Annotated in this window: 13 protein-coding genes; 7 read left to right on the top strand and 6 right to left on the bottom strand. The window is 63.3% G+C overall.

Annotation, left to right across the window (positions count from 1 at the left end; translation table 11 throughout):
• Positions 1 to 160: 160 nt before the first annotated feature.
• Together E1K68_RS28085 and E1K68_RS16425 are read right to left on the bottom strand one after the other, a co-directional pair.
• Entirely contained in the window at positions 161 to 547 is a 387-nt protein-coding gene (locus E1K68_RS28085) for a hypothetical protein (RefSeq protein WP_078467263.1), read from the bottom strand.
• A gap of 145 nt (positions 548 to 692) precedes the next feature.
• Positions 693 to 1,415 carry a pirin family protein gene (locus E1K68_RS16425; protein ID WP_003191918.1) on the bottom strand — a complete coding sequence of 241 codons (723 nt, stop codon included), beginning with the start codon at positions 1,413 to 1,415 and terminating at the stop codon, positions 693 to 695.
• Between the two features lie 181 nt (positions 1,416 to 1,596).
• Here E1K68_RS16425 and E1K68_RS16420 point away from each other — a divergent pair, with 181 nt between their 5' ends.
• Together E1K68_RS16420 and E1K68_RS16415 are read left to right on the top strand one after the other, a co-directional pair.
• The gene (locus tag E1K68_RS16420; protein WP_003191916.1) at positions 1,597 to 2,547 is read left to right on the top strand and encodes a GlxA family transcriptional regulator; all 951 of its coding nucleotides are present in this window, start codon (positions 1,597 to 1,599) and stop codon (positions 2,545 to 2,547) included.
• 150 nt (positions 2,548 to 2,697) lie between these two features.
• Positions 2,698 to 4,146: a winged helix-turn-helix domain-containing protein gene (locus tag E1K68_RS16415; protein WP_050547346.1), complete on the top strand. Its 1,449-nt coding sequence runs from the start codon at positions 2,698 to 2,700 to the stop codon at positions 4,144 to 4,146.
• On the opposite strand, the gene E1K68_RS16410 is transcribed toward E1K68_RS16415, so the two are convergent.
• Complete coding sequence (locus E1K68_RS16410) at positions 4,093 to 6,855, bottom strand: winged helix-turn-helix domain-containing protein (RefSeq protein WP_212614410.1); 2,763 nt, start codon at positions 6,853 to 6,855, stop codon at positions 4,093 to 4,095. The genes E1K68_RS16415 and E1K68_RS16410 overlap by 54 nt on opposite strands.
• Positions 6,856 to 6,913: 58 nt before the next feature.
• The gene (locus E1K68_RS16405) at positions 6,914 to 7,312 is read right to left on the bottom strand and encodes an AraC family transcriptional regulator (protein WP_003191911.1); all 399 of its coding nucleotides are present in this window, start codon (positions 7,310 to 7,312) and stop codon (positions 6,914 to 6,916) included.
• Between the two features lie 205 nt (positions 7,313 to 7,517).
• On the opposite strand from E1K68_RS16405, the gene E1K68_RS16400 reads away from it, so the two are divergent.
• From E1K68_RS16400 to E1K68_RS16380, 5 genes are all read left to right on the top strand, one after another.
• Positions 7,518 to 8,426, top strand: coding sequence for a LysR family transcriptional regulator (locus E1K68_RS16400; RefSeq protein WP_047711088.1), 909 nt, complete (start codon positions 7,518 to 7,520; stop codon positions 8,424 to 8,426).
• 217 nt (positions 8,427 to 8,643) lie between these two features.
• Positions 8,644 to 9,234 (top strand): antibiotic biosynthesis monooxygenase, encoded by a 591-nt coding sequence (locus tag E1K68_RS16395; RefSeq protein ID WP_057710401.1) that lies wholly within the window; start codon positions 8,644 to 8,646, stop codon positions 9,232 to 9,234.
• A complete protein-coding gene (locus E1K68_RS16390; protein ID WP_034134486.1) occupies positions 9,231 to 11,069 on the top strand; it encodes an amidohydrolase in 1,839 nt (612 codons plus the stop codon). The genes E1K68_RS16395 and E1K68_RS16390 overlap by 4 nt, the downstream gene beginning before the upstream one ends.
• Positions 11,070 to 11,099: 30 nt before the next feature.
• Positions 11,100 to 11,717, top strand: a complete 618-nt coding sequence (ycaC, locus tag E1K68_RS16385) for an isochorismate family cysteine hydrolase YcaC (protein WP_003191905.1) — start codon at positions 11,100 to 11,102, stop codon at positions 11,715 to 11,717.
• Between the two features lie 196 nt (positions 11,718 to 11,913).
• A complete protein-coding gene (locus tag E1K68_RS16380) occupies positions 11,914 to 12,795 on the top strand; it encodes a LysR family transcriptional regulator (protein WP_003191903.1) in 882 nt (293 codons plus the stop codon).
• Here the strand turns inward: E1K68_RS16380 and E1K68_RS16375 are convergent.
• Entirely contained in the window at positions 12,782 to 13,819 is a 1,038-nt protein-coding gene (locus E1K68_RS16375) for an AraC family transcriptional regulator (protein WP_212614409.1), read from the bottom strand. The genes E1K68_RS16380 and E1K68_RS16375 overlap by 14 nt on opposite strands.
• Position 13,820: 1 nt before the next feature.
• Complete coding sequence (locus tag E1K68_RS16370; protein WP_137204475.1) at positions 13,821 to 14,735, bottom strand: GGDEF domain-containing protein; 915 nt, start codon at positions 14,733 to 14,735, stop codon at positions 13,821 to 13,823.
• Between the last annotated feature and the right edge of the window lie 388 nt (positions 14,736 to 15,123).

The following is a 15,123-nucleotide window of genomic DNA, read 5'->3' as shown; positions in this document are numbered from 1 at the left end:
GCCAGCGTGGTTTAACGGGGCGCCTGAGATCAAAAGCAGATCAAGATCAAGAGCGGCTCGCTTCGCATCGTGGTTACGGGGGGGCAGTGTGATAGAAATTGAAGACGAAAAAAAACCGGCTGATCAGGCCGGTTTGGGGTGTCCCGCCAACAGTGCGGGGTTATACGTGGGTGCTCAGCAAGCGCTCCGCACCGCCTTCAGCCAGGCCACGTTCTTGCAGGCGATCCGCACCGCCTTCAGCCAGGCCACGTTCTTGCAGGCGATCCGCACCGCCTTCAGCCAGGCCACGTTCTTGCAGGCGATCCGCACCGCCTTCAGCCAGGCCACGTTCTTGCAGGCGATCCGCACCGCCTTCAGCCAGGCCACGTTCTTGCAGGCGATCCGCACCGCCTTCAGCCAGACCGCGTTCTTGCAGGCGATCCGCGCCACCTTCGGCAACGCGGGTTTCTATCAGGCGATCCGCGCCGCCTTCAGCGACAACCGGGTGGGCAAAAGCGTTTGCAGCGAGTACCGAGAAAGCGAGGCTAAGCAAGAGTTGGCGTTTCATGATGGTGTGCTCCGAGTGTTTTAGTTGGGTGCCGTTTGGCATGGGTTTGATGTTACGCGTTGCATTTTTTAAGAGAACTTCATTGCGCTGATGGTGACTATCGATGCCAACGATGGTCCTGCTGGCGGGACCATCACTGCGGCCGTCATGGCATTTGCGGCAGTTCGTTGGGGCGCAGGTCAAACACCAGCACTTCGGCGTCTTCGCCATGGCTCAGGCGGATCTGGCGTTCGTCCCGTACGCGTACACCGTCGCCCTCCTGTAAGCGCTGGCCGTTGAGTTCCACGCTGCCGCGCGCCACATGGACGTAGGCGTAGCGATCCGGCGCCAGTTCCAGGCGGGTACTTTCGTCAGCGTCAAACAGGCCGGCGTACACCCGTGCGTCCTGGCGCACTCTCAGCGAACCGTTGGCGCCCTCCGGCGAGATGATCAACTGCAAGCGCCCACGTTTTTGCGCTTCAGTGAAATGCTCTTGCTGATAGCGCGGTTTGGCGCCGGCTTCGTTGGGCACGATCCAGATTTGCAGGAAGTGCACGCCATGCCGCTGGCTATGGTTGAACTCGCTGTGGGCCACGCCGCTGCCGGCGCTCATCAGTTGCACATCGCCGGGGCGGATCACTGAGCCGGTGCCCAGGGTGTCCTTGTGCTCCAGCGCGCCTTCGAGCACGTAGGAGAAAATTTCCATGTCGCGGTGCGGGTGCTGGCCGAAGCCTTTGCCTGCGGCGACGCGGTCATCGTTGATCACCAGCAGGTCGGAAAAACCCTGCTCCTTGGGGTTCCAGTAGTTGGCAAAAGAGAAGGTGTGGAACGACTTCAACCAACCGTGATTGGCGGCGCCGCGTTCGGAAGCTTTGCGAAGGGTCAGCATGGTCCAGTCCTCAAGTGAGCGCGGGCTGCGAGATGCAGGGCGCTTGCGTTGAGAAGAAGGTTAATGGTTAGCGAGTGATTGATTAAGAAGATGAAAATAGAATAACTGTCGCTCTCAGGTTGACAGTTAAAGTCGTGCCATAATGCCCGCCGCACTCCTTCTCGATGGACATTCCCCGCTTATGAAAACCGTGGCCATGGCGCTGTTCCCGGACTTCCTGCTGCTCGACATGGCCGGGCCGCTGGAAGTGTTTTCGATTGCTAACCGCTACTTGCCGGCGGCCGATCACTACCAGATCCTGACCATCGGCACCGAGCCCGGCCCGTTGCGGGCGTCCAACGGCGTGAGCGTGCAGACCGATCTGCTGTTGGAACAGGCCCAGGCGGCCTATGACCTGCTGCTGGTGCCCGGCGGCCCCGGCGCCTATAACGAATGCCACCCCGCGCTGTTGCCCTGGCTGAGAGTCGCGGCGCCACGGGCTCGGCGTTTTGGCTCGATCTGCACCGGCGCTTTTGTGCTCGGCCACGCAGGCTTGCTCGACGGGCACCGCGTGACCACCCATTGGCACTACACCGAGCGGTTGATCAAGGCGTTTCCCAACGCCATTGTCGAGACCGACCGCATCTATTTGCAGGACGGGCGCCTGATCACCTCTGGCGGCGTCACTGCGGGTATCGACCTGGCCCTGTCGGTCGTCGCCCAGGACCACGGCAAGCAAGTGGCGGTGGACGTGGCCAAGGTGCTGCTGGTGGTGATGAAACGCCAGGGCGGCCAGGCCCAGTTCAGCCCGATGACTGCCGCCGTGGCGCCTCAGGAAACTCCGATCACCCGCGTGCAGAACCACGTGCTGGCGCATCTGGATCAACCCTTTACCATCGAGTCCATGGCCGAGCTGGCCGGCATGAGCGCGCGCCACTTTGCGCGGCTGTTCGCCAAGGACGTGCAGATGACGCCCATGGCGTTCCTGCAAGGCGCGCGCATCGACCGGGCCCGGCACCTGCTGGAAACCACCGACCTGCCGCTCAAGACCGTGGCCTTCCACGCCGGCTTTGGCAGCGTGCGGCATATGCGTTTTCTGTTCAGCGAAAAGCTCGGGCTGAACCCTACCCAATACCGACAACAGTTCAGTTAACGACAGCATGTCCGTCTCAGGCACCCGATTGTCCGTATCGCTCCCCGTGCCAGCATTGTCCTGTCATCGCCAACTGGCAAGATAGCGTCGAGCCCATGGAAAAAGGATGCGCAGGCACTCAAGCACGGGTGTTTCAGCGCTGTGACGGACATGCAAAATGCTACGGCGGTGAGCTTTGGCCCCTACACCTTTCATCGGCAGCAGCGCCTGGTCAGCAAGGCCGGATGGCCGGTACCGCTGGGCGGGCGAGCCTTGGATATTCTTGCGGTACTGCTCGAAGCGCCCGGGCATTTCATCAGCAAGGCGACCTTGATCGAGCGGGTGTGGCCCAACAGCGTCGTCGAAGAGAGCAACCTGCGCGTGCACATTGCCGCATTGCGTCGCGCCCTGGACGGCCAACGCTGGATCCTCAATCACCCCCAGCGCGGTTACTGCTTCGCCGCACCGGCGCAAGATGCGCTGCCGACGCTGCTGCCTCAGCACAACTTGGCTGCGCGGCTGAGCCCGGTGTGGGGGCGCGATGAACTGGTGGGCGTGCTGGCGCGGCGTTTGGCCGCGCAGCGCTTGTTGACCCTCACCGGCGTGGCCGGCATTGGCAAGAGCACACTGGCACTGGCCCTGGCCGAGCGGGCATTGCCGCGTTATCGCGACGGCGTATGGTGGCTCGACATGGCCGTTGTGCAAGCGCCGAGCGAATTGCTCGGTAGCCTGGCCAGGGGGTTGCAGCTGCATTCGACGCCCGACAGTTTCAACGAACTGGGCCGGCGTCTGGCTTCGCGTCAGTTACTGCTGATACTCGACGGCGCCGACCTGCTGCTGGGCGCGTGCCGACAGCTACTGCGTGCGCTGGGCGAGACGGCGCCTGGCGTCAGTGTGCTGATCACCAGCCGCGAAGCCTTGCTGGCCCCTGGCGAGTGGGTGGTGCGCGTGCCTCGGCTGGCGGTGCCGTCGCCGTCGGCCAATGTCGAACAGGCGATGGCCTGTCCTGCGGTGCAACTGTTCGTGGCGCGCGCGCGTGCCAATCAGCAGGGGTTTGATTTGCGGCCCCAGGATTTGGCGCCGCTGCGCGACCTGTGTCGGCGCCTGGACGGCCTGCCGTTGGCTCTGGAATTGGCGGCCGCCCAGGTGGATGCGTTGGGCATCGGCGGTGTGCAGATGCAAGTACGCACGGGTTTGCAAGTGCTGGCCCGGGGGCGGCGCACGGCGGTGGAACGTCACCGATCACTGACCGCGGCCCTGGATTGGAGCTACGAGCGCCTGAGCCTGCCGGAGTGCTGGCTGTTTCTGCAATTGAGCCTGTTCAAGATGGCGGTCACCTTACCTGGCCTGAGTGACATGGTGGCCGGTACGGAGCTTGAACATGCCGACCTGTCTTACCTGCTGGCACGCCTGGTCAACGTCTCGCTGCTGAGCGTCGAGCCCGGCCTGGGCCAGCCGCGCTATCGCCTGCTCAACTGCGTGCGCAGCTACGCCCTGGGGCAACTGCGCGACCCGCGCCAGGTCGAGCGTTTGCAGCAAGGCTACGCGCCTTGCCTGGGGGCGTTCTCAGGCCGGCCGTTTGTCCTGCAACTCGTCGAGCAGGCAGCGCACGCGCAGTAGATCCTGGGTAGCGAAGCCTTCGCTGAAGCGTGCATGGATTGAACCGAGCAAGTCCCTGGCGAGCTGAATGCGCCCCTGCTGTTGCCATAATTGCGCCAGGGATTCGCCGCAGCGCAGCTCCCAGGCCAGGGCACCTTGCTGGTGCGCCAGGCCCAGCGCCTCCAGTAGCAGTGCTTCGACGGCGTGCTCATCCTCTAGCTGCAAGGCGTACACCCGCAGAATCTCCGGGGCGCACCAGCCCGCCGCGCCACTGCGCGCGCGTTCCAGGGTTGGCACATCCACCGCATGGGTGCCGAAGGTGATCAAGGTGTCTTGGATCAGGCCCAGGCCTTGCCAATCCGGGTGGCCAAGAATACCGGCGTAATGCCCGGCCCAGGTCTGGAACAACTGCACCGAATGCTTGTGCGATTGCTCCAGCAGCAGCCGTTGCAGGGCTTGGGCGTCGTCTTCGGCGCCGTTGTAGCGGGCGATCACCACCCCAGCCAGGGCCAGGGTGTAGCAGATCGAGGTGCCGTGGTTGATCTGCAGGGCCAACTCCAGTGCCTGGCTGGCGGTGCGCCAGGCGCGCTCGGGAAAGCCCTGCAACCACAGGATCCGCGCCAGCACGGTCAAGGAGGCGACACCCTGGTCGTATTGCACGCCAACCCCGAGGGCAAAGCGGTTCACGTGACCGCTTTGGGACATGCGCTGCAACACCTGCTCGGCGTGGTGCCGGGCGAGCGGCTGGTTGCCGGTGTAATGCTGGCCCAGCGCACGCAGCCGCTGCGCGCTAAGGCCCAGCAACGGCTCGGTGTGTGGGTCGAGCCGTTCGAACTGCACGCTCAGCTCCTGCGCTGGGCCGTAGCGCCCGGCACACAGGTTCACCGCCATCAACCCGGAGACCGCACGCAACTGGCCGCCAAGGTCCTGGGTTGTCTCGGCCAGGCGTGCGGCACCCTCGAATGCCGCAATGGTCCGAGGTGCGGCGCCCATGGCGTGGTAGGAGAGGCTGCCCAGGGCCAATTGCAGCTGCAGGGTCAATTGCGCGCAGGGCGTGGTAACCTGGCCAATCAGCGCCAGCGCCTGGTCCACATAGCCGCCGTGCTCACGCAGCAACGACAACTCTTGCCACAGTGGCATCGCGCTGACCGTCAGGCGGATAGCCAGCAGCTGCGCACCGTCGTCAGCAAAGCCCCAGTCGAGGGCGGCACGCACGTCTTCGCGCAGCGGTGCATAACGGTCGATCCACGGCTGTGTGGCGATCAGGTCCCAGTCGCCCTGGGCCTGTTCCATCAGCGCCAGGCAGCGTGCAGCGTGGCGCTCTCGTGTGGCATGCAGTTCGCAGGCCTGGCTGAGCTTTTCCAGGGCGTAGGTGCGGGTGATGTCCAGCAGGCGATAGACCATCTCGTCATCGCTTGCTTCCACGTTCAACAACGACTTGGCCACCAGTTGCGTAATGGAGCCCAGCACTTCGGCGGGGGCCACTTGCTCCCCGGCGATCACCGCCGCTGCGCTGACCAGGCTGAAGCCGCCACGGAAGACCGCCAGGCGGCGCAGGCAGATTTGCTCGCACGCCGTGAGCAGGTCAAAGCTCCAGTCGAGCGTGGCGCGCAGGGTCTGCTGGCGGGGCAGGGCACTGCGTCGGCCGCGGGTCAGCAGGCGAAAGTTGTCTTCCATCTGCACCAGCAGGCCCGGCAAGCCAAACCGTTCAATTTGCGCGGCCACCAGTTCGATCGCCAGGGGAATGCCGTCCAGGCGCTGGCAGATATCAATCGCCAGGGGCAGTTCAGCGTCGCTGAGGGCAAAGCTCTCCTGGTGGGACATGGCGCGCTCGATCAGCAATTGCATGGCCGGGTAACCCAGGGCCTGGGCGCGGTTGCCGGTGGCGGGCGGGCAGGCCAGCGGTTCAAGGCGCTGCACATATTCACCTTCGGCGCGCAGGGCTTCGCGGCTGGTGGTGAGGATGTGCAGGTGCGGTGCATGGCGCAGCAGGGTTTCACTGATCAGGGCGATGTCGTCGAGCAGGTGCTCGCAGTTGTCGATCACCAGCAGCATCTGGCGTGCCTGCAGGCTGCGGGCGAGGCTGGCCAGGGACGCATTCTCGCCCGGTGTCAGGCCGAGCAGGGCGGCCAGGTTGGGCAGGATCATGGACGCGGCACTGAGCGGCGCCAGGTCCAGCAGGTGAATACCGTCGCGGTAATGCCCGATCAGCAATTCCGCGACGCGCAGGGCGACGGTGGTCTTGCCGATGCCACCGGCGCCGGTCAGGGTGATGAAGCGTTGCTGCGGCAGTTGTTGCACCAGAGCGTCGATCAGCGCTTGGCGACCGATCATGCGTGTGCGGCGCAAGGGCAGGTTATGGCTGGGGCGTTGGGGCGCGCCGTCGGTGGGCAGCGTCATGGGTTCAATGCTCAGTGGCGCAACAAAACTGTAGCCGCGCTGGGCGACCGTGACGATATAGCGCTGCCCGGCCTGGCCGTCCCCCAGTGCTTTGCGCAACGCAGCCATGTGCACCCGCAGGTTGCCGTCTTCCACCACACTTTTGGGCCAGACCCGTGCGATCAGCTCCTGCTTGCTCACCACATTGCCGGCGTGCTCCAACAGGATCAGCAGAATGTCCACCGCCCGCCGCCCCAGGCGCAGCGGGCGACCGGCCTCCAGCACCAGGCGCTGGCGCGGGTGGATGCGGTAGGGGCCGAAATGCACGGCCTGGTCGCTCAAGTCATTCATGGCTGCCCAGGTTCTGGATGAGGAGAGCGGCCAGCATATTCCAGGTACGCGCAGACCACTAGGCAGCGATCACATCAGGTTTGCTGCGCGAGTGGTGGTTTCGCCAGGTCATCGGGTTGACGCCTTCGCTGCGGGTGAACATATGGCAGAAGTGCGCCTGGTCGCAAAAGCCACATTCGAGGCTGATCTGCGTGAGGCTCAGGGACGAGCCGGTAATCAGTTCCTTGGCCCGCTGGATGCGTTGCTGGCGAATCCATTCCTGGGGCGACAGCCCGGTGGTGCACTTGAAGGCGCGGGAAAAATGGCTGCGCGACAAGGCGCAGGCCTGGGCCAGGTCGGCGATCGCCAGGCTTTCGCCGAGGTTGGCGAGGATCAGTTGCTTGGCGATGCGCTCACGCCGGGGGCACAGGCCACCGGTGGCGGGCAACCGGGGGGCATATTGCTCGAGTCGGGCCATGACAAATATCCGCAGTCGATGGGAACGTTCCCGGTGGATGGGTGCAGTGTAGACGCCCTTAATCTTGTTGCCGGACCGCCTGGCTGACGAGTTAATCGTTGTTAATTTCGCCAGGTGCGGCGCTGGAAAAGACAGCACAGCTATGCAATCCCGGGCGTGCAGTGCATGCTTCCCTGGCCCCCTGGAAAACGTTTGGATAGCGCCCATGAACCGCAACGATCTGCGCCGCGTCGATATGAACCTGCTGGTGATTTTTGAAGCCTTGATGTTCGAGAAAAACCTGACCCGAGTCGCCGAAAAACTGTTTATCGGCCAACCGGCAGTGAGCGCCGCATTGGGCCGTTTGCGCGATTTGTTCGACGACCCGTTGCTGCTGCGTAACGGCCGTGCCATGGAACCCACGGCGCGTGCACTGGCGATACTCAAGGAGCTGCAACCGGCCATGGACACCATCTCGGGCGCCGTCAGCCGCGCCAAGGATTTCGACCCCTCCACCAGCTGCGCAGTGTTTCGTATCGGCCTGTCCGACGATGCGGAGTTCGGGCTGTTTCCGTCGTTACTCAGCCGCCTGCGCGAAGAAGCGCCGGGCATCATCGTGGTGGTGCGCCGCGCCAATTACCTGTTGATGCCTTCGCTGCTGGCCAGCGGTGAAATTTCCGTGGGGGTCAGCTACACCACCGACCTGCCGGCCAATGCCAAGCGCAAGAAGCTGCGGGATATCCCCTGCAAGGTCCTGCGCGGCGATGACGGCGAGGCGCCGCTGACCCTGGATGATTACTGCGCCAGGCCCCACGCAATGGTGTCGTTCTCCGGCGACCTGAGCGGCAATATCGACCTGGACCTGGCCCGCATCGGCCGCTCGCGTCGCGTGGTACTGGCCGTGCCGCAATTCAGCGGGTTACGCGCATTGCTAGCGGGGACGCAGATTATCGCCACCGTGCCCGATTACGCCGCGTGCGCGTTGACCGAAGGCACATGCCTGCGCGCCGAGGACCCGCCGTTTGCGATTGATGCGGCGGAGCTGTCGATGGTGTGGAGCGGGGTGCATGACAACGACCCGGCGGAGCGATGGCTGAGGGGCAGGATTGCGGAACACATGGCCCGGGCGACGTAGCTTTGCCGGTAATTGTAGGAGCGAGCTTGCTCGCGAAAAACCTGAGGGCGCCACGTTGAACCAGTAAGCCCGCGTTATCGTTGAGGTTCTTCGCGAGCAAGAACTAGACGTCCCCCTCGCTCCTGCAACAAGCCAAACAGCACATACATCCAATTCTCCCCACCGCTCAACGGCCAGACTCTCCCCATCGCTCAATACTCCGGGGAAGCACTCAGCCATGGATTCAACCGTCAACACCAGCCCCGACGAAGTCGTCACCCTGGTCGTCAAGCACCGGGTCAAACCCGGCTTTGAAGTCGAGTACGAAGCCTGGTTGCGCCGCATCGTGCGCATCGCGGGCGAACGCCCTGGGCACCTGGGTGTTGACGTGGTGCGCAGCCAGCAAAACGGCATGGCGCTGTTCACTTGCGTGCTGCGCTATAGCTCCACCAGCGCCCTTGAGCTGTGGCTCGGCTCCCCGCAACGCCAGGCGCTGATCGACGAAGCCGCGCCGATGCTGGCGGACGGCGACCAGACGGAAATCGGCGCGGTCAATGAATTCTGGTTCGCGCCCCAGGCCGAGGGCGGTGCCAAGCCGCCGCGCTGGAAGCAGGCGGTGGTCAGCCTGTTTGTGATCCTGCCGCAAACCTTGCTGCTGCCGTTTATCTGGGGGCCGATCCTGCGGTTGCACCCGTTTTTGTCCAATTACGTGGTCTCCACCTTCCTGGTCACCCTGACCATCGTGTTGCTGGTGGTGTACCTGCTGATGCCGGCGGCCACCCGCCTGTTCGCTCCCTGGCTTGAAGCCTCTGTAAAGGAAACCCTATGAACGCCGATCTGATTCTGTTCAATGGCCAGTTCCACACCGTGGACCGGGAAAACCCACGCGCCACCGCCGTGGCCATCCACCAAGGGCGCTTTGTCGCCGTGGGGACCGACGGCGAAGCCATGGCCCTGCGCGGCAGCGGCACCCAGGTTATCGACCTCAAGGGCCGCACCGTGATTCCCGGCCTCAACGACTCGCACTTGCACCTGATTCGTGGCGGGTTGAACTACAACCTTGAACTGCGTTGGGAAGGCGTGCCGTCCCTGGCCGATGCCTTGCGCATGCTCAAGGACCAGGCCGACCGCACGCCCACGCCGCAATGGGTGCGCGTGGTGGGCGGCTGGAACGAATTCCAGTTCGCTGAAAAGCGCATGCCTACCCTGGAAGAACTCAACCAGGCCGCCCCGGACACCCCGGTGTTCGTACTGCACCTGTACGACCGCGCCTTGCTCAACCGCGCCGCCCTGCGGGTGGCGGGCTACACCAAGGACACGCCGAACCCGCCGGGCGGTGAGATCGTGCGCGACAGTAACGGCAACCCCACCGGCATGCTGGTGGCGCGACCCAACGCGATGATTTTGTATTCGACCTTGGCCAAGGGCCCGAAACTGCCCCTGGAATACCAGGTCAACTCCACCCGCCAGTTCATGCGTGAACTCAATCGCCTGGGCCTGACCAGCGCCATCGATGCCGGCGGCGGCTTCCAGAACTACCCCGATGACTACGCGGTGATCGAGCAACTGGCCAAGGATCAACAGTTGACGGTGCGCATCGCCTACAACCTGTTCACCCAGAAGCCCAAGGAAGAGCTCAGCGACTTCAAGAACTGGACCGGCAGCGTCACCCTGCACCAGGGCGATGACTACCTGCGCCATAACGGGGCCGGCGAGATGCTGGTGTTCTCGGCCGCGGATTTCGAAGACTTCCTCGAACCCCGCCCGGACCTGCCGCTGACCATGGAGCAGGAGCTGGAACCGGTGGTGCGCCACCTGGTGGAACAGCGCTGGCCGTTCCGTCTGCACGCCACTTACGACGAGTCCATCTCGCGCATGCTCGACGTGTTCGAGAAGGTCAACCGCGACATCCCGTTCAATGGCTTGCCGTGGTTCTTCGACCACGCCGAAACCATCACGCCGAAAAACATCGAACGCGTGCGTGCCCTCGGTGGCGGTATTGCGATCCAGGATCGCATGGCGTTCCAGGGCGAATACTTTGTCGAGCGCTACGGCGCCAAGGCTGCCGAAGCCACGCCGCCGATCAAGCGCATGCTGGCCGAAGGCGTGCCGGTAGGGGCGGGCACCGATGCCACCCGCGTGTCGAGCTACAACCCTTGGACCTCGCTGTACTGGATGGTCAGCGGCCGCACCGTCGGTGGCCTGGAGTTGCACGCCGAGGGCTTGCCGCGCCTTACCGCGTTGGAACTGTTCACCCACGGCAGTGCCTGGTTCTCGTCCGAGCAGGGCAAGAAAGGCCAGATCAAGGTCGGTCAACTGGCGGATGTCGCCGCGTTGTCGGCGGACTTTTTCAGTGTCGAAGAAGAAGCCATCAAGTGGATCGAGTCGGTACTGACAGTGGTCGGCGGCAAGGTCGTGTACGGCGCTGGCGACTTCGAAGATTTCGCACCGCCACGGGTACCGGTGCTGCCCGACTGGTCGCCAGTGGTCAAGGTGCCAGGGCACTGGCGCCCGACGTCGCCGATGCAGGCCCAGGTTCACCAGTGCAGCGGACCTTGCGGCGTGCATGCCCACAGCCATGAAAAAGCGCGCCTTTCCAGCGTGCCGGTCAGCGACTTCCAGGGTTTCTGGGGTGCGTTCGGCTGCTCCTGCTTTGCCTTTTGAAGAACACCCCCATCCCCAAAGGAGTTACCCATGACTTACAAGCGCTTGAACAAAGATGATGCTGTTGTGCTGTTGGTTGATCACCAGACCGGCCTGATCTCCCTGGTGCAGGATTTCTCCCCCAACGAGTTCAAGAACAACGTGCTGGCCCTGGCCGACGTGGCGAAGTTCTTCAACCTGCCGACCATCCTGACCACCAGCTTTGAAAGCGGCCCCAACGGCCCGCTGGTGCCTGAGCTCAAAGAACTGTTCCCCGACGCGCCATACATCCCGCGCCCTGGCCAGATCAACGCATGGGACAACGAAGACTTCGTCAAGGCCGTCAAGGCGACCGGCCGCAAGCAGATCATCATTGCCGGTGTAGTGACCGATGTGTGCGTGGCATTCCCGACCCTGTGTGCCCTTGACGAAGGCTTTGAGGTTTTCGTGGTCACCGACGCTTCTGGCACCTTCAACGAAACCGTGCAACAAGCCGCCTGGGCACGCATGACCGCCGCCGGTGCGCAACTGGTCAACTGGTTCTCCGTGGCCTGCGAGCTGCAAGTGGACTGGCGCAACGACATGGAAGGCCTGGCCAACCTGCTCTCGCCGCGCATTCCCAACTACCGCAACCTGATGAACAGCTACTCGGCGTTCGCTGCCAAGTAACCTGCTCTGTAAAACACCGCAAGACCCTGTGGGAGCTGGCTTGCCTGCGATGGCGGTATACCAGTCAACAGCATTGCTGGCTGATACACCGCCATCGCAGGCAAGCCAGCTCCCACATTTGATTGGGTTCACATTTGGTTTGTGGTGTGATCACTGACAGGCTATAAAACAGCCCATCGTCCCCTGAGAAGCGACAATGAACCCTTTCGAAGACATGCGCCTGTTCTGCCAGGTCATGGAGTCCGGCAGTTTTACCGCCGCCGCCGAGCAATTGGGCTTGTCCAAGCAATTCGTCAGCCGCCGCCTGATCCAACTGGAAGACCGCCTGGGCGTGCGCCTGCTCAACCGCTCCACACGGCGCCTGGACGTCACGCCGCTGGGCCAGAGTTACTACGAGTCGGCCTTGCGCCTGCTCGGTGAGGTGGAGCAGGTGGAGCAGGGCATCGCCGGCCAGAACAGCGAGCCGCGCGGCACCATTCGCCTCAGTGCGCCCTTGTCGTTCGCCATGGCGCACCTGGGTTGCCTGCTGCCGTTGTTTTTGCGTCAGCATCCACAGGTCTGCGTTGAAGTCGACCTGAGCGACAGGCCGGTGGACTTGATCGGCGAAGGCTACGACCTGGTGCTGCGCATCGGCACCCTGGAAGACTCCACCCTGATCGCCCGGCGGATCGCCGCTATCGAGCGGGTGTATTGCGCCAGCCCCGACTATCTGGCGCTACGGGGTACGCCATTGAAACCCGAGGATTTAACCACGCACGACTGCCTGCCCTACGGCCACGGCCGCCAGGTGCAATGGCGCTTCAAAGGCAAGTTGCAAGCCTTGAGCGTCAGCGGACGCATGCGCGTCAATAACGGTGACCTGCTGCGCGATACCGCGATTGCCGGTCTGGGCGTTACCTATCTACCGACGTTCATTGTCAGCGAGGCCTTGAAGGACGGTCGCTTGGTCAAGGTATTGGAAGACTTCGCCCCAGAGGCCTTGACCCTGTCGGCGGTGTACCCGCAGCACCGCCAGAGTTCACGCCCGGTGCAAGCGCTGGTGGAGTTCCTGCGCGAACGCCTGGCTAGCGGCTGCTGAACAGTTGGCGGATCAGGTTGGGCGTACTGCCCGTCCACCGCTTGAACGAGCGCCGAAAATTCGCCGCATCGTTGAAGTTCAGGTACGCGGCCACTTCCTCGTTACTCAGCCCCTTGGCCTGGTACAGGTGCAACGCCACGTGCTTGCGCACCCGGTCGACCTGTTGCTGAAAACCCGTGTCGTGCCGTTGCAACTTGCGCTTTAGCGTGGCCGGGCTCATGTCGAAGGTGTGCGCGGCTTGTTCCAGGCTCGGTGGCTGGCGCACGTGTTCGCGCAGGTAGCCGTAGAGGCAGTCCAGAAAGCTTGTGGCAAAGCCCAGTTGCTCGATTTGTTCAAGGGCTTGCTGGCGTGCGACCTGGCCCGCGGTGGCCGAAGCACCGGGCCAGTTGTGGGTGAGGTATTCACGGGGGAGGCACATCATGTCCAGCGGACGTTCGAAGCGTGTGTGTTCGCCCAGATGCACCCAGTATTGCTCGACGTACCGGGGTTCGGCATGGCTGAAACTGCACACCCACGGCAAGCGCTGGCCGCTGAGCCATTGGCTCATGGCAACCAGCGAGGTCATGCTGGCTTCGAGCAGAAAGCGCCAGTGTTCGCCGGCGCCGCAACTGTCCAACCAATACAGGTAAGCGTGGTGCTCATCCAGCTCCACTTGCAGCGTGGCCAGCGGGCTGAGCAGCACTTGTTGCTGGATCAGGATCTCCAGCGCCTGATGAAGGTTGTGTGCATGCCCCAGCGCATGACTGGCGGCGCCGTAGTAGCCGGGCAGCAGGCGTTGGCCAAACAGGAAACTGCTGTCATCGGCATCCAGCAGTTTGCGGCTGTTGCCGATCAAGCCCAAGAACTGCTGCGGGCTCAACCGCGCGTTGCCGGCCAGGATGTCTTCGTGGAACAGGCCGGTGCCGCGCAGCAAACGATGGCTGTCGATGTCCCGGGACAAGCCCAGGTCGATCAACGTGGCGGGTTGATAATGACCGGGGATGAAGCGGCTGTCGTTTTCATACCAACTGGTTTTCACAGCCATTTCAGGCGCTTTTCGCAAGAGGGTGTTTGGCGCGGGCCAGGCCCATATTCAGCCGCTTTAGCAACTCGTGGGGTGACTCTTGCAAGGCCATCACCACCGCCGTGGTCGCCGCCAGTTGCAGGCGTTCGCCCTGTTGCCGGGTCTTGTGGGCGAGGCTCTGCACCGCGTGTTGCAACTCCAGTGCCAGACCCTGGGCCTGGCGCTCGCCGGTGTTGGGCAGCAGCACCACAAAACGATCGCCTGCCAGGCGGCACAACAGGTCCTGGCGGCGCAGGTTGAGCAACAGCACATGGCTGACCGCCTGTAGCACCGCATCACCCTCGGCATGCCCGTAGGCCTGGTTGATGGCGGCGAAGTTGTCCAGGTCCAGGGCCAGCAGCGACAGCGGTTGTTGCTGCTCTTGGCTGTCGCGCAGGCTGTCGGCGAGTTGGCGCTTGAGGTAGTCGGCACCGGCCAGGGGGGTGAGTTTGTCGAATAGCCGATGCTCGCGAAACAACCGCTCGCGTTTTTCCATCTGTGCGCTGATCGCCAGTTGTTCGTGGTGCCAGTGGTAGATACCGATCGTCAGCAGGATCATGCCCACCGGCATTGGCCCTGACTCCAGCCAGTGATCCCAGGAGATGCTGTCAGGCAGGCGGATGAATTCGTCGAGGCTGTCGATCCACCAGGAAAAAAAGATGCACGACAGCCCCAGCGCCAGGTATTGGGTGACCCGTCCGGCGGGGCGGCTTTTCAACACCAGGCCCAGCCAGATCAGCGCGAGCAGCGCCGAACCGCCTTCGCCGATGATATCCAGCCACACCCATTCGCTGACGCTTTTGAGCTCGCCGCAGGCCAGGTGCAGGATCAGTCCGAGGTTGGCGGCGATCAGTAGCAACGCGAGTTTCCAGCGGTGGGGTTTGAGCACGGAAAACATGGCCACGGGTCCTTGGGCAAATAAGCGATGGGCGCCAGCACAGCAGATTGATGTGACGGTTGGATGACGGGGTGGGAGGGTCGAATCAGCTCATGCCCTCGGTGCATTTTTCATGCTGAACATGGACCCCATGTGGGAGCTGGCTTGCCTGCGATGACGTCCTCACAGCCGCCCCATATCTACCTGACACCCCGCAATCAAACTGTGGGAGCTGGCTTGCCTGCGATGACGGCCTCTCAGCCGACACCTATCCACCTGACCCCCCACCATCCAACTGTGTGAGCGGGCTTGCTCGCGAAGGCGGCCTGGCAGTCAACACAGTTGTATTGTGTGCACATCCATTGCTGCGGTAACGGCTACTTAGGGTTCCGCCCTGACGGCGGGTCAC

It is taken from the genome of Pseudomonas sp. B2021 (assembly GCF_018135665.1).
Lineage (GTDB): Bacteria > Pseudomonadota > Gammaproteobacteria > Pseudomonadales > Pseudomonadaceae > Aquipseudomonas > Aquipseudomonas lactis.
The sequence above is the reverse complement of the archived record's forward strand: the minus strand, read 5'-3'. Positions and strand labels throughout refer to the sequence as shown.

What these genes read in the sequence shown, in the direction of transcription:
- E1K68_RS16390 (WP_034134486.1), top strand. Translation starts at nt 9,231, where the DNA reads ATGAACGCCGATCTGATTCTGTTCAATGGCCAGTTCCACACCGTGGAC.
- E1K68_RS16400 (WP_047711088.1), top strand. Translation starts at nt 7,518, where the DNA reads ATGAACCGCAACGATCTGCGCCGCGTCGATATGAACCTGCTGGTGATT.
- E1K68_RS16425 (WP_003191918.1), bottom strand. Translation starts at nt 1,415, where the DNA reads ATGCTGACCCTTCGCAAAGCTTCCGAACGCGGCGCCGCCAATCACGGT.
- E1K68_RS16410 (WP_212614410.1), bottom strand. Translation starts at nt 6,855, where the DNA reads ATGAATGACTTGAGCGACCAGGCCGTGCATTTCGGCCCCTACCGCATC.
- E1K68_RS16375 (WP_212614409.1), bottom strand. Translation starts at nt 13,819, where the DNA reads ATGGCTGTGAAAACCAGTTGGTATGAAAACGACAGCCGCTTCATCCCC.
- E1K68_RS28085 (WP_078467263.1), bottom strand. Translation starts at nt 547, where the DNA reads ATGAAACGCCAACTCTTGCTTAGCCTCGCTTTCTCGGTACTCGCTGCA.
- E1K68_RS16420 (WP_003191916.1), top strand. Translation starts at nt 1,597, where the DNA reads ATGAAAACCGTGGCCATGGCGCTGTTCCCGGACTTCCTGCTGCTCGAC.
- E1K68_RS16415 (WP_050547346.1), top strand. Translation starts at nt 2,698, where the DNA reads ATGCAAAATGCTACGGCGGTGAGCTTTGGCCCCTACACCTTTCATCGG.
- E1K68_RS16405 (WP_003191911.1), bottom strand. Translation starts at nt 7,312, where the DNA reads ATGGCCCGACTCGAGCAATATGCCCCCCGGTTGCCCGCCACCGGTGGC.
- ycaC (WP_003191905.1), top strand. Translation starts at nt 11,100, where the DNA reads ATGACTTACAAGCGCTTGAACAAAGATGATGCTGTTGTGCTGTTGGTT.
- E1K68_RS16395 (WP_057710401.1), top strand. Translation starts at nt 8,644, where the DNA reads ATGGATTCAACCGTCAACACCAGCCCCGACGAAGTCGTCACCCTGGTC.
- E1K68_RS16370 (WP_137204475.1), bottom strand. Translation starts at nt 14,735, where the DNA reads ATGTTTTCCGTGCTCAAACCCCACCGCTGGAAACTCGCGTTGCTACTG.
- E1K68_RS16380 (WP_003191903.1), top strand. Translation starts at nt 11,914, where the DNA reads ATGAACCCTTTCGAAGACATGCGCCTGTTCTGCCAGGTCATGGAGTCC.